The organism is Flavobacterium sp. (genome assembly GCF_044368625.1).
Classification (GTDB): Bacteria; Bacteroidota; Bacteroidia; order Flavobacteriales; family Flavobacteriaceae; genus Flavobacterium.
The window spans coordinates 1-11,978 of record NZ_JBIPPD010000090.1 but is presented as its reverse complement, the minus strand read 5'-3'; the positions used below and the strand labels follow the sequence as shown (position 1 = coordinate 11,978).

Sequence of the window (11,978 nt, the reverse complement as noted above, 5' to 3'; positions counted from 1 at the left end):
CTAACATATTGCCACTTTTTTTTACCTAAATATACTCTTTTTGGCAATTTAACTTCGCTTTTTATTACTATTTTTATATACAAGTTATTAACAGACAGATTGTTATAACATATTTAAGGAATGACTACTTAACTTGAGACATTGCATACAACCCCCTTGATCGACTTTTTAAAACAAGGTCAAGTACACACTTTTACAAAAACCAACTTTTTACCAAGTCGTGTTCAAAATGCGTCGCTTCTTTGTGCGAAAATTCGTTGGTTGCTGGATTGTATTTATAATCTTTCGCCCATTGATGATGATTTTCGGCAAGTGCAATTATGGATTCGGTAACAAACTGAATTTCCTCGTTTGTTGTTGTCGGATGAATGGACATTCTGATCCAACCTGGTTTTAGGATCAAGTCGCCCGAATCAATTTTTGAAGTCAATGCATTGGATTGGGCTTCGTCTACATGCAGCAAATAATGTCCGTAAGTTCCGGCACAACTGCATCCGCCACGTGTTTGAATTCCGAAACGATCGTTTAAAATTTTCACACCTAAATTAAAATGCATATCATCAATATAAAATGAGATTACACCCAACCTTTTTTTGTGCTCTTCTGCAAGAATGTGCAAATTGGGAACGGCTTCGAAATTTTCAAAAACCTGATCGACAATTTCTTGTTCTCTTTTTAAAATATTGTCGATACCCATTTCTTCCTTCAGCTGAATTGCCAAAGCTGTTTTAATTACTTGCAAAAATCCTGGTGTTCCGCCATCTTCGCGTTCTTCAATATTATCAAGGTATTTGTGTTTTCCCCAAGGATTTGTCCAACTTACAGTTCCTCCACCTGGATTGTCGGGAACCATATTTTTATATAATTTTTTATTAAAAACCAAAACACCAGAAGTTCCTGGGCCACCTAAAAATTTGTGTGGAGACAAGAAAATAGCATCTAAATAAGCCTCTGCATCTTCGGGATGCATGTCAATTTTTACATAAGGACCAGAACATGCGAAGTCCACAAAACAAAGCCCGTTATGCTGGTGCATCATTTTAGCAATGTCATGATAAGGTGTTTTAATTCCTGTTACATTAGAACAAGCGGTTACAGACGCAATTTTAAATTGCCTTTCTTTGTATTGTTCTAAAAGTGTTGCAAAATTATTTAAACAAAACAATCCTTTTTCGCAAGATGGTACAATGACTACATCGGCAATCGTTTCCAGCCAAGTGGTTTGATTGGAATGGTGTTCCATGTGTGTGATAAAAACAATCGGTTTTTTCGCTGCTGGAATTTCAACAAAACTTTTTAGATCTTCTGGTATTTTTAGACCTAAAATACGCTGAAATTTATTGATTACTCCCGTCATTCCCGTGCCATCAGTTATCAGCACATCGTCTGCATTGGCATTTAGATGCGATTTGATAATTTTTCGAGCATGGTGGTATGCCATAGTCATCGCTGTGCCAGAAACTGTTGTTTCAGTATGGGTGTTGGCCACAAAAGGGCCAAATCCATTTGAGAGCTTGTGCTCTATGGGTTGGTACAATCGACCACTTGCCGTCCAATCGGTATATACAATTTTTTTAGTACCGTAGGGCGAAGTAAATTCTTGATTTAGACCAATAATATTGTTTCTGAATTTTTGAAAATGAGTTTCTAATTCGATAGAAAAAGTAGTTTCGGTTGAAATCATAATTTTAGAAATTTAATGCATACAAAGGTACTTTATTTTCTAAATATTTCTTTTACAATGGAGGATTTACACGATTTTTTAGAAAAATGTGTAAAAAAAACCGAGCTGTGGTACAACTCGGTTTGATTTATTACTGTATTTCGTATTATTTTTTGGTTACGGCTACTTCATTCATTTTGGCACTCATCTCCATCGAAATGGAAGAACGTTCCATTTTAAGTTTGCCCGACATCGTTTCGATTACAATTGTTTTTTCGGCTAATTCAGCAATCTTGCCGTGAATTCCACTTTTAGTGATAATTCGATCCCCTACTTTCAGCTGATTTTCAAACTCACGTTCTGCTTTTGCACGCTTTTGTTGAGGTCGAATCATTAAAAAGTAAAATACACCGATCATTAAAACGTATGGTAAAAATTTCATTAAGTCTTCCATGTTCTCTATTCTGATTTGAAATTAATTAATTAACAATATTTGCTTTCACAGCCAATTTTTCTATACCTGATGCGGTATTAGTAGTCAAAGTAACCGTTTTATTTTGCATTCCTTTTTTTCCTTTTGGATCAAATGAAACTTTAATATCGGCTTTTTGACCTGGTGCAATAGGTTCTTTTGGATAATCTGGGACGGTACAACCACAAGATCCCATTGCTTTGGAAATAACCAAATTGGCTTCGCCCGTATTGGTAAACGTAAATACGGTTGTTACTACTTTATCGCCTGGGATAGTTCCAAAATCATGCTCTAATTTTGAAAATTCCATTTTGCCGAATTTTCCGTTTGGATCCATTATTGGAGTTTCCTCAGTACCAACTGGCGCTGCGGTTTGAATAGTATTAGTACCTTCTACTTGTTCATTCGCTGTTTCTTTTTTGCAAGAAACCATTGTTAATGTTGCTAAAACAACTAAACTAATTGATTTATAGTTCATACTTTTTTAAATTTACATTAAACCTCTACCGGTTTTCAATAAGGTGTTATTGGATTGATATTCCTTAACTAGATTATCTAAAATTCCGTTGATAAAAATACTACTTTTAGGGGTAGAATACTCTTTTGCTACCTCTAAATATTCGTTGATTGTAACTTTGACGGGAATGGATGGAAATTTCAAAAATTCGCAAATCGCCATTTTCAAGATGATGGTATCCACTTCAGCAATCCGTTCAGAATCCCAATTGGGTGTTTTGTCCAGATATTGTTTGGCCAAATCTTTTTCGTTCAAAACCGTTTTTCGAAACAAATTTTTGGCAAAATCCTTGTCATCAACATCTTTGTAGAGTCGTGGCATTCGGATTTCAGCATGTTCTTTGATGGTTTTCAACTGCTTGATAATTTCGGTATTCACTAACGGAATATCGTCAATCCAAGTTAACTTTGAATCTTCAAGATAATCGTACAATTTCTCGTTAGGCACAATAATTTCGGTAAAAATATCCAGAACAAATTGTTTGTCTTCTTCAAAATTATTGTCGCGAGTTGACATGTATTTGGCATACAAATCACTTTCTTTAATCAAACGCAATAAGAGTTGGATGTAATCGTCGTGGATTTCCCAATTGTCTATTTTTCGGTTTTCCAACGAGATAGTGATGTGATTACTTTCTGATAATAAATGAATTACCTTGTTGTTAATGAATTTCTTGTTGGGATTTCGTTCTTCTGAAGTTACCAAATGCTTCAAACTCGATTTGTGCAAAAACACCTCCTCCATTTTTTTCAATTCAAGAAGCGTCGAAATCATAACGAGGTACAAATCTTGAATATTTTCTAAACTGTAAAACAAAAATTTTTCTTCTTTTTCAAGGTCGCCAGATTGGCTTTGGTGCAATGCATAGATGGACTGCATTACTTTCACACGGATATGTCTTCTGTTTAGCACGGATAAGAACTTTTATAAAATTAACAAAGCGAAAGAGGGTTCTTTCGCTTTGCAAAAATAAATAATATATTTGAAAATTCTTCTTATTTTGAAGCGATTTCTTTTTTTCTTTCGTCGATACGTTTTTGAGCCAATCGCATTGCTGCATCTTGGGTTGTAATACCGTTTTCGCTCGCGAAATTTAAAATTTCTAATGTTGTATTGTAGATATTCTCCGTTCTTCGCAAAGCTTCGGCACTGTCATAACCAACGATTTCTGCATACACATTGATAATTCCACCCGCATTAATAAGAAAATCAGGAGCATACGTAATGCCTTTTTCTCTTAAAATCTGACCGTGAATGGCATCGTTCGCCAACTGGTTATTGGCAGCACCCGCTATCACTTTTGCTTTCAGTTTGTTAATGGTCTCGTCATTAATTGTTGCACCAAGAGCACAAGGAGCGTAGATATCCACGTCTGCACTATAAATATCTTCACCTCCAAAAATAGTAGCGCCATATTTAGTACTAACATCAAGTAATCGCGCTTGATTTAAATCAGTTATGATTACAGAAGCTCCTTCGTTTGTTAAGTGTTGTACTAAAGTTTCGCCAACGTGACCAATACCTTGTACTAAAATTTTCTTTCCGCTTAGGTTATCGGTACCAAACTGAAACTTTGCTGCAGCTTTCATTCCCATATATACACCGTAAGCTGTAACAGGAGAAGGATTACCAGATCCGCCTTTGCTTTGAGAAATTCCAGTCACAAAGTTGGTTACACTTTTAATATTGTCCATATCTTCAGTCGTAGTACCCACATCTTCGGCAGTAATGTATCTTCCGCTTAATGAGTTCACATATTCACCAAATTTCTTGATCATTTCAGGAGTTTTATCCACCTTAGAATCGCCGATGATTACCGCTTTACCACCACCAAGATTCAATCCTGAAATGGCTGATTTGAAAGTCATACCGCGAGACAACCTCAAAACGTCGTTCAATGCTTCCCACTCATTGGCATAATTCCACATTCGAGTTCCGCCCAAAGCAGGTCCCAAAACGGTGTTATGAATACCAATTATTGCTTTTAAACCAGTATCTTTGTCGTTGCAAAAAACGATTTGTTCGTGATTATCAAATGAAATTTGTCCAAAAACAGGATCAACTTTCTGTAATTCGCTTGGTTTTAGTACTTCTATAATCATAGTTGTGAAATTTAAATATTTTATGACTTTATTAAAAAGACAACGCAAAATTACTGTTTAATTCAAAACATTGCAATAAATTTGTTTTATTTTAGTGATATAATAATTTTAAGCCCATTTATCCGATTTTCAATAATTCAATTTTATATAATATTTTAACGTTTTATCAATATAAAATCGCTTCCCAATTCTCATCTTATGAAGGAACTCCAATATTTAAATAAATATTTTGTAAAATACAAATACCGTTTTTTATTTGGTCTCATCATCACGATTGTCGCACAGATTTTCATGCTTTTCACACCAAAATTAATCAGTAAATCGTTTCAATCAATCGAAGCATCGATGGCTTCTAATACGGTTGTCGATAAATCTGCCGTTGCCAGTGATTTGCTCGAAAATATCATATTAATCGTTATCACCACTTTAATTGCGGGAGTGTTGACGTTTTTAATGCGTCAAACCTTAATTGTAATGTCGCGCTTGGTGGAATTTGATTTAAAAAATGAAGTCTTCCGCCATTATGAAGTGCTTACGCAAAATTTTTACAAAAAAAACAGAACCGGCGACTTGATGAATCGCATCAGTGAAGATGTAGGAAAAGTTCGTATGTACGTTGGTCCAGCCGTTATGTATTCAATCAATACATTAATTCGTTTTACAATTGTAATTGCGTATATGTATAATGTATCGCCAAAATTGACCCTGTACACCTTACTTCCGTTGCCGATTTTATCGTACACCATTTTTAAATTAAGTAAAGAAATAAATGTACGGAGTACGCTGTTTCAGGAAAACTTGTCCAATTTATCCACTTTTTCACAAGAAATTTTTTCGGGAATTCGCGTGATTAAAGCCTATTCGTTAGAGGAAAAACAACAGTTAAATGTTGAAAATTTGTCCGAAGAAAGCAGAAAGAAAAGTATGAGTTTAGCTAAAATCAACTCCTTTTTTGGTCCTTTATTGATGGCTTTAATCGGAGTAAGCAACTTGGTAGTGATTTACTTTGGAGGAATGATGTACATTGATGGTACCATTTCGAGTATTGGAATTATTGCTGAATTTATTTTATATGTCAACATGCTCACTTGGCCAGTAGCTTCTCTAGGTTGGGTTTCGTCGATGATTCAAGAAGCCGAAGCGTCTCAAAAGCGGATCAACGAATTTTTGAAAATTGTACCCGAAATTCAAAACAACACAATTGCATCAACACCAATAACAGGTACATTGATGTTTGAAAATGTAGGCTTTACGTACGAAGATACCGCTATTGTCGCCTTAAAAAAGGTAAGCTTTTCATTAGAAAAAGGAAAAACGCTAGCGATTATTGGTAAAACAGGTTCAGGAAAATCGACCTTGTTAACATTAATCAGCCGTTTGTACGATGTCAATCAAGGTAAAATAACTATTGACGGAGTTGACATTCGCGAATTGAATTTGTATGACCTCAGAAACAGTATTGGTGTGGTTCCGCAAGATGCTTTTTTATTTTCCGATTCGATAAAAAACAATATTAAGTTCGGTAATGAAAACGCCTCGGATGAACAAGTGTTCGAAGCGGCAAAGAAAGCAGTAGTGCATGACAACATCATCAATTTCAGTATGCAATATGAAACCGTTCTTGGCGAAAGAGGAATAACACTTTCGGGTGGACAAAAACAGCGCGTTTCCATAGCTCGCGCACTTATTAAAAATCCTAAAATACTACTATTGGATGATTCATTATCTGCCGTGGATACGGAAACAGAAGAACTAATTTTGAATAATTTGCTTGAATTTTGTAAAGAAAAAACAACTATCATTGTAACGCATCGCGTTTCATCAGCAAAAAATGCAGATAAAATTATAGTTTTAGAAGATGGTGAAATAATTCAAGAAGGTTCTCACAATCAATTAATAATCCAAGAAGGTTATTATAAAGCGCTTTACAATAAACAACTTTCTGAAAAAGAAATGATTTAATTGTTGGTCAATTAACTTTTTTTTCTGATTTTTGGATATCAAATAGCAATGAAACATTTACCGAAAAGGAATATGAGAGAACATGACATATCAGAAAAAGAAGAAATTTTTTCCAAAGTTTTAAGAGCAGGACGAAGAACCTATTTCTTTGATGTTAGAGCTACCAAAGCAGACGATTACTATATTACTATTACAGAAAGCAAAAAGTTTACCGAAGAAGACGGCTCGTTTCACTTCAAGAAACATAAAATTTATTTGTACAAAGAAGATTTTAGCGCTTTCGCAGAAATATTAGACGAAATGACTTCGTATGTTTTGAATCATAAAGGCGAAGAGGTAATTTCAGAAAGACATCAAAGAGATTACAAAAAAGATTTTTTTTCTGAAAAAGATGAAACCATCCATCCCGAAGAACCAAGGTTGAATAGTTTTACAGATCTTCGTTTCGAGGACATTTAAATTGCACATTACAACCAACCAAATAACTAATAAAAAGTCTGAACTTCAATTGAATATCAGACTTTTTTTTCAAATTAAGGATTTTCAAAAATGAAACTACTTTTTGTCTTTTTACTTTGTTGCCATTTTGTGTTTTCTCAAACCGAAAAAAGAGGAAACTATAATCCAACCGAAAACACATTCACAATCGATGATCAGATATATCAAGCTGGTGATTTTTACAAGGGTCATTCTAGAATTTTTAATTCCGGTTTTTATGGCTTAATTGATAGCACAGGTGTAGTAGTTATTCCAATTGTATACAGTAATCTAGGATTTTTAAAAGACGGTTTACTTGTTGCAACAAAAGATAAAAAATGTGGATATCTAGATACAAAAGGCAACATAAAAATTCCCTTTATTTACGACTTAGCAGATGATTTCAAAAATGGAATAGCAATCGTTCAGAAAAATAATAAATGTGGAATTATTGATAAAAAAGGAAATCAACTTACCGATTTACTCTATGATCACATCGATAAATTTGACAATGATCAATCAGGTCTTGCTAGAGTTTGTAGAAACAAAAAGTGGGGTTTTATAAATAAAAGTGGTACAGAAATCATTCCGTGTATGTATCAGAATGCAAATATTTTCCGTGAAGGCATTGCTTTACTAACGAAAGTAAACGGAACTACAGGCTATCTTGATAACACAGGGAAAATTATAATTCCTTTTCAAGAATTTACCCAAGCAGATAATTTTAAAAATGGAAAAGCCAGAGTACAAAAAGGTAATACGCCTTATTTTATAAACAAAACAGGAGAAATAATCAAGTAAGCCTCCTCAATTCTAACTAATTCGCAAACCGTTGCTTACTTCTTGTTCTAATGACAAAAGTACAACATCATTATTTTCTCCTGTAGAGCCAAGTAACAAGCATTCACTCATGAATTTTCCGATTTGCTTTTTAGGAAAATTTACAACAGCTACAATTTGTCTGTTTAACAAATATTCTTTCGAATACCGTTTGGTAATTTGTGCCGAAGATTTTAAAATTCCTATTTCAGCACCAAAATCAATGTGCAACTGATAAGCAGGATTTTTTGCTTCTGGAAAATCATTGACTTGAATAATGGTTCCCGCTCGTAAATCAATTTTTTCAAAATCAGTGTACGCTATTGTTGCTTTTTTTTTCATAAATTCATTTGTTTTTTGATTTTCAAATATAGCTTTTAAACGTTATTTTTAGTACTTTTAGCTTCAAATTAAAACCCATGGCTCAAATTTCTTCCAGAATGTTACCCCTCGGAACCTTGGCTCCTTCCTTTTATTTAAAAGATACCAATTCCAATAACCATTATACTTTTGATGAACTCAAAGGTAATAAAGGTACTTTGATTGTATTTATTTGCAATCACTGTCCGTTTGTGCATCATATTGTAGAAGAATTGGTTATGATTGCCAATGATTACCGCGTTCAAGGATTAGGAATGGCAGCTATATCAAGTAATGACGTTGCAAAATATCCGCAAGACGGGCCTGAATTGATGACCGAATTTGCGTTCCAAAATAATTTTGAGTTTCCTTATTTATTTGACCAAACCCAGGAAGTTGCCAAAGCCTTTGATGCCGCTTGTACGCCTGATTTTTTTCTGTTTGACTCTGAAAGCAAACTCGTTTACCGTGGCCAAATGGACGATTCTCGACCTGGAAATGGAATCCCAACAAGCGGTAGTGATTTGAGAAATGCTATTGACAGCGTGATTTACAACCGAGTGTTTGCGTTTCCACAAAAACCAAGTTTGGGTTGTGGCATTAAATGGAAGTAAGCACTAGAAATGGAGTAATACTAGCAAACTTCAACCACAAATTTTAAATTTCTAACTAATAAATAAATTTGTGAATTTACGGTATAAAACAGTTACTCTCTCCTTTTCAAAACCACATCAACAGGTTTGTTAATTCGAGCGCCAAACTGTTGTGCTTTTGCGGCTTGAGTAGTACACAAAACATATAAATTTGCAGCAAATAAAGGAACAATTTGCGTTTGGTAAACAGGCTTTTCAGAAACGTCCTCGATTTTAACCCGGATGCCGTCAATTGGAAAATCATTGGTAACCGAAATAATGTACGTCGCTTTTGCATACGGAAAATACCATCTGATTTTCTCTTCGGACGATTCAGCAGTCAGTCGTTTTCCTTTTCCATCAATTTTATAATTTTCGTAAAACTGCATCACTTTATCCCGATCTGTCCAACTGTATTTGTTTCCTGTATTGACCAAATCATTTCCAAAAAAATCAATCAAAGTCACTTTCAAATTGGGAATATTTTCTTTACTTCCCTCTTCATGAATGTGTAGCACAAAAAAGGAAGAAAAATCATAGCCACAATGTTGTTGGGCATTGACAGAGAAAATTCCGACAAAGAAAAAGAACTAAAGTATTCGCATTGCGTAATTTTTTTGGAAAGATACGGATTTCCCTAAAACTAAAAAATCCCAACAACACGAAGTCGTTGGGATTGTATTTTAATTAACAAATGCTTATTTCACATCCATTAATTCCACATCAAAAATCAAATTAGCATTTGGCGGAATCACTCCTCCTGCTCCTGCAGAACCATAAGCCAAATGAGATGGAATAGCAAAACGCGCTTTATCACCCACACTCAATAATGCGATGCCTTCGTCCCAACCCGCAATAACGTGCCCTTTTCCTAACGGAAATTCGATTGGTTTTTTTCTTGGGTAAGAAGAATCAAACACTTTACCGTCTGGCAATTGTCCGGTGTAATGAACCGAAACTGTTTTACCCGCTTCTGCTTTTTTACCGCTTCCTTTGTTAATCAATTTGTAACGCAAACCGCTCGCTGTTTTTTCAAAACCTGCTGCAATTTCTTCCATTTTTGCCTCAGCAGCTTCACGTTCAGCCGCTTCGCGTTTCGCTCTTGAACCTTCAAAAACGCGAAAAGCTTCCACCGCATTCCACTTTTGAGCTTCCTCGCCTACTCTTACAATTTCCACAGATTCTAATGTATCGCCTTGAGCAACCGTATCTACCGTATCTTGACCTTCTACAACGTGACCAAAAACGGTATGTTTGTTGTCCAACCAATCCGTAGGAATGTGTGTGATGTAAAACTGCGAACCATTCGTTCCTGGACCAGAATTGGCCATTGCCAAAACACCTGGACGATTGTGCTTTAAGGATGGATGAAATTCATCGTCAAATTTATACCCTGGATTTCCTGTTCCTGTTCCTTGAGGACAACCGCCTTGAATCATAAAATCAGGAATCACACGGTGAAATTTCAGTCCGTTGTAAAAAGGTTGTCCTTGTGGACGCGCCGAATTTTCTAAATTTCCTTCTGCCAATGCTACGAAATTACCCACTGTTCCTGGTGTCAAATCGTGCGTTAATTTCACTAAAATCGAACCTTTTGGCGTGTTGAATTTAGCATATATTCCGTTTTCCATCGTATTTGTTTTATTTTTATTAAGGTGCAAATTTACAAATTTATTTTGGCATTTTAATTCTCGTAGTTCATATTGCAACGCTTTAAAATCAATAAAAATTTGTGCTGAAAAGATTACTTTTATCTTAAATTAAGAGCGTCTCCAAATCTTATTACTCGGGCGTTTCCCTACGGGTCGAGCTCTTTGTTGCAATCTTTTTTTTCTGAAAAAGAAAAAAAAGGATTTCCACTTCGATCTCTAACGCAAAAAATTGCACTACTTCAGATTGCGTTGAAAATAAACAACCCTGCTCTTCGAAGTCTTCCCCCTTCGAGGCCTTACTCCACAACTGTTTTCAAGTATAAGCTTACGTTAAATACGCGTCTTTCTTTTAAAAAATCTATAATTTTGCTTTTATAAAAAACAAACATGGAAAATTTAAAAGGTCAAAAAGCAATAATTACAGGTGGTGGTTCAGGTTTAGGAAAAGCAACAGCATTGGCTTTCGCCAAAGAAGGAATTGACGTAGCCATTACAGGAAGAAACGAAAAAAACCTGCAAGAAACAGTGGCAGAACTGAAAGCTTTGGGTGTAAACGCTACGTATTCAAAATTTGATGTCGGAAATCACCAAGAAGTTAAAGCGGGAATTGAAGCAATCATAAAAGAATTTGGTTCTTTAGATATTTTAGTAAATAATGCGGGAATTGCCGCTTTTGGTACCTTTCTAGAAATGAGTCCCGAAGATTGGCAAGGAATGATTCAAACCAACGTAATGGGAATGTATTATGTGACGCGCGAAGTTTTGCCTCACTTAATTAAGAACAACCAAGGCGATATTTTCAACGTTTCGTCTACAGCAGGAATCAACGGAAACGCAGGAACTTCGGCGTATTCAGCATCCAAATTTGCCGTAATTGGTTTGTCAGAATCGTTAATGAAAGAAGTTCGCAAAAACAACATTCGTGTTTGTACGTTGACGCCAAGTACAATCGCCTCACAAATGGCTCTTGATTTAGGCATTACCGATGGAAATCCTGAAAAAGTACTGCAACCGGAAGATTTTGCCGAACTCATTGTAAGCGCGTTGCAATTGCCACGAAGAGCGATGTTGAAATCAGCTTCGTTATGGTCTACGAATCCTTAACTGAAAATACTTTGTTTCAAAAGCGACTTTCTATGCAAGTCGCTTTTTTTATGTCTGAAACTCTACTAAACTTTGTACCTTTGGACACTTGAAACTAGAAGTATGCGAATAGATATCATTACCATTTTACCCGAATTATTGCGAAGTCCTTTTGAAGCATCGATTATGAAAAGAGCGATTGACAAAGGATTGGTGGAAGTGCATTTCCATAATTTACG

13 protein-coding genes and 1 pseudogene are annotated in these 11,978 nt (G+C 35.3%); 6 read left to right on the top strand and 8 right to left on the bottom strand.

Going from position 1 to position 11,978, the window contains the following annotated elements; all coding sequences use genetic code 11:
- Positions 1–193: 193 nt before the first annotated feature.
- From ACIQ2X_RS08490 to ACIQ2X_RS08470, 5 genes are all read right to left on the bottom strand, one after another.
- A complete protein-coding gene (locus ACIQ2X_RS08490) occupies positions 194–1,684 on the bottom strand; it encodes an aminotransferase class V-fold PLP-dependent enzyme (protein WP_396178494.1) in 1,491 nt (496 codons plus the stop codon).
- A gap of 145 nt (positions 1,685–1,829) precedes the next feature.
- Complete coding sequence (yajC, locus tag ACIQ2X_RS08485) at positions 1,830–2,117, bottom strand: preprotein translocase subunit YajC (protein ID WP_396178493.1); 288 nt, start codon at positions 2,115–2,117, stop codon at positions 1,830–1,832.
- A 25-nt stretch (positions 2,118–2,142) separates the two neighbouring features.
- Positions 2,143–2,613, bottom strand: a complete 471-nt coding sequence (locus tag ACIQ2X_RS08480) for a DUF1573 domain-containing protein (RefSeq protein WP_396178492.1) — start codon at positions 2,611–2,613, stop codon at positions 2,143–2,145.
- A gap of 12 nt (positions 2,614–2,625) precedes the next feature.
- The gene (gene nusB / locus ACIQ2X_RS08475; protein WP_396178495.1) at positions 2,626–3,531 is read right to left on the bottom strand and encodes a transcription antitermination factor NusB; all 906 of its coding nucleotides are present in this window, start codon (positions 3,529–3,531) and stop codon (positions 2,626–2,628) included.
- A gap of 116 nt (positions 3,532–3,647) precedes the next feature.
- On the bottom strand, positions 3,648–4,754 hold the full coding sequence (locus ACIQ2X_RS08470; protein WP_396178491.1) for a Glu/Leu/Phe/Val dehydrogenase: 1,107 nt from the start codon (positions 4,752–4,754) through the stop codon (positions 3,648–3,650).
- A gap of 198 nt (positions 4,755–4,952) precedes the next feature.
- On the opposite strand from ACIQ2X_RS08470, the gene ACIQ2X_RS08465 reads away from it, so the two are divergent.
- The 3 genes from ACIQ2X_RS08465 (at position 4,953) to ACIQ2X_RS08455 (ending at position 7,994) form a co-directional block, all read left to right on the top strand.
- Entirely contained in the window at positions 4,953–6,716 is a 1,764-nt protein-coding gene (locus tag ACIQ2X_RS08465) for an ABC transporter ATP-binding protein (protein WP_396178490.1), read from the top strand.
- Positions 6,717–6,788: 72 nt separating this feature from the next.
- Positions 6,789–7,175 carry a PUR family DNA/RNA-binding protein gene (locus ACIQ2X_RS08460; RefSeq protein ID WP_396178489.1) on the top strand — a complete coding sequence of 129 codons (387 nt, stop codon included), beginning with the start codon at positions 6,789–6,791 and terminating at the stop codon, positions 7,173–7,175.
- 90 nt (positions 7,176–7,265) lie between these two features.
- Complete coding sequence (locus ACIQ2X_RS08455) at positions 7,266–7,994, top strand: WG repeat-containing protein (protein WP_396178488.1); 729 nt, start codon at positions 7,266–7,268, stop codon at positions 7,992–7,994.
- 12 nt (positions 7,995–8,006) lie between these two features.
- Here ACIQ2X_RS08455 and ACIQ2X_RS08450 read toward each other — a convergent pair whose 3' ends face one another.
- Positions 8,007–8,354 carry a tRNA-binding protein gene (locus tag ACIQ2X_RS08450; protein ID WP_396178487.1) on the bottom strand — a complete coding sequence of 116 codons (348 nt, stop codon included), beginning with the start codon at positions 8,352–8,354 and terminating at the stop codon, positions 8,007–8,009.
- Between the two features lie 77 nt (positions 8,355–8,431).
- Here ACIQ2X_RS08450 and ACIQ2X_RS08445 point away from each other — a divergent pair, with 77 nt between their 5' ends.
- Positions 8,432–8,986, top strand: a complete 555-nt coding sequence (locus tag ACIQ2X_RS08445; protein ID WP_396178486.1) for a thioredoxin family protein — start codon at positions 8,432–8,434, stop codon at positions 8,984–8,986.
- A 92-nt stretch (positions 8,987–9,078) separates the two neighbouring features.
- Here ACIQ2X_RS08445 and ACIQ2X_RS08440 read toward each other — a convergent pair whose 3' ends face one another.
- The gene (locus tag ACIQ2X_RS08440; protein WP_396178485.1) at positions 9,079–9,522 is read right to left on the bottom strand and encodes a hypothetical protein; all 444 of its coding nucleotides are present in this window, start codon (positions 9,520–9,522) and stop codon (positions 9,079–9,081) included.
- A gap of 180 nt (positions 9,523–9,702) precedes the next feature.
- Positions 9,703–10,635, bottom strand: coding sequence for a peptidylprolyl isomerase (locus tag ACIQ2X_RS08435; RefSeq protein ID WP_396178484.1), 933 nt, complete (start codon positions 10,633–10,635; stop codon positions 9,703–9,705).
- A 408-nt stretch (positions 10,636–11,043) separates the two neighbouring features.
- Between ACIQ2X_RS08435 and ACIQ2X_RS08430 the strand changes: the two genes are divergently transcribed.
- Both ACIQ2X_RS08430 and ACIQ2X_RS08425 read left to right on the top strand, forming a co-directional pair.
- Positions 11,044–11,760 carry a 3-ketoacyl-ACP reductase gene (locus tag ACIQ2X_RS08430; RefSeq protein ID WP_396178483.1) on the top strand — a complete coding sequence of 239 codons (717 nt, stop codon included), beginning with the start codon at positions 11,044–11,046 and terminating at the stop codon, positions 11,758–11,760.
- A gap of 102 nt (positions 11,761–11,862) precedes the next feature.
- A pseudogene (locus ACIQ2X_RS08425) lies at positions 11,863–11,978 on the top strand (tRNA (guanosine(37)-N1)-methyltransferase TrmD); the annotation flags it as partial.

What these genes read in the sequence shown, in the direction of transcription:
- yajC (WP_396178493.1), bottom strand. Translation starts at nt 2,117, where the DNA reads ATGGAAGACTTAATGAAATTTTTACCATACGTTTTAATGATCGGTGTA.
- ACIQ2X_RS08445 (WP_396178486.1), top strand. Translation starts at nt 8,432, where the DNA reads ATGGCTCAAATTTCTTCCAGAATGTTACCCCTCGGAACCTTGGCTCCT.
- ACIQ2X_RS08450 (WP_396178487.1), bottom strand. Translation starts at nt 8,354, where the DNA reads ATGAAAAAAAAAGCAACAATAGCGTACACTGATTTTGAAAAAATTGAT.
- ACIQ2X_RS08490 (WP_396178494.1), bottom strand. Translation starts at nt 1,684, where the DNA reads ATGATTTCAACCGAAACTACTTTTTCTATCGAATTAGAAACTCATTTT.
- ACIQ2X_RS08465 (WP_396178490.1), top strand. Translation starts at nt 4,953, where the DNA reads ATGAAGGAACTCCAATATTTAAATAAATATTTTGTAAAATACAAATAC.
- ACIQ2X_RS08430 (WP_396178483.1), top strand. Translation starts at nt 11,044, where the DNA reads ATGGAAAATTTAAAAGGTCAAAAAGCAATAATTACAGGTGGTGGTTCA.
- ACIQ2X_RS08470 (WP_396178491.1), bottom strand. Translation starts at nt 4,754, where the DNA reads ATGATTATAGAAGTACTAAAACCAAGCGAATTACAGAAAGTTGATCCT.
- ACIQ2X_RS08455 (WP_396178488.1), top strand. Translation starts at nt 7,266, where the DNA reads ATGAAACTACTTTTTGTCTTTTTACTTTGTTGCCATTTTGTGTTTTCT.
- ACIQ2X_RS08460 (WP_396178489.1), top strand. Translation starts at nt 6,789, where the DNA reads ATGAGAGAACATGACATATCAGAAAAAGAAGAAATTTTTTCCAAAGTT.
- ACIQ2X_RS08435 (WP_396178484.1), bottom strand. Translation starts at nt 10,635, where the DNA reads ATGGAAAACGGAATATATGCTAAATTCAACACGCCAAAAGGTTCGATT.
- ACIQ2X_RS08480 (WP_396178492.1), bottom strand. Translation starts at nt 2,613, where the DNA reads ATGAACTATAAATCAATTAGTTTAGTTGTTTTAGCAACATTAACAATG.
- nusB (WP_396178495.1), bottom strand. Translation starts at nt 3,531, where the DNA reads ATGCAGTCCATCTATGCATTGCACCAAAGCCAATCTGGCGACCTTGAA.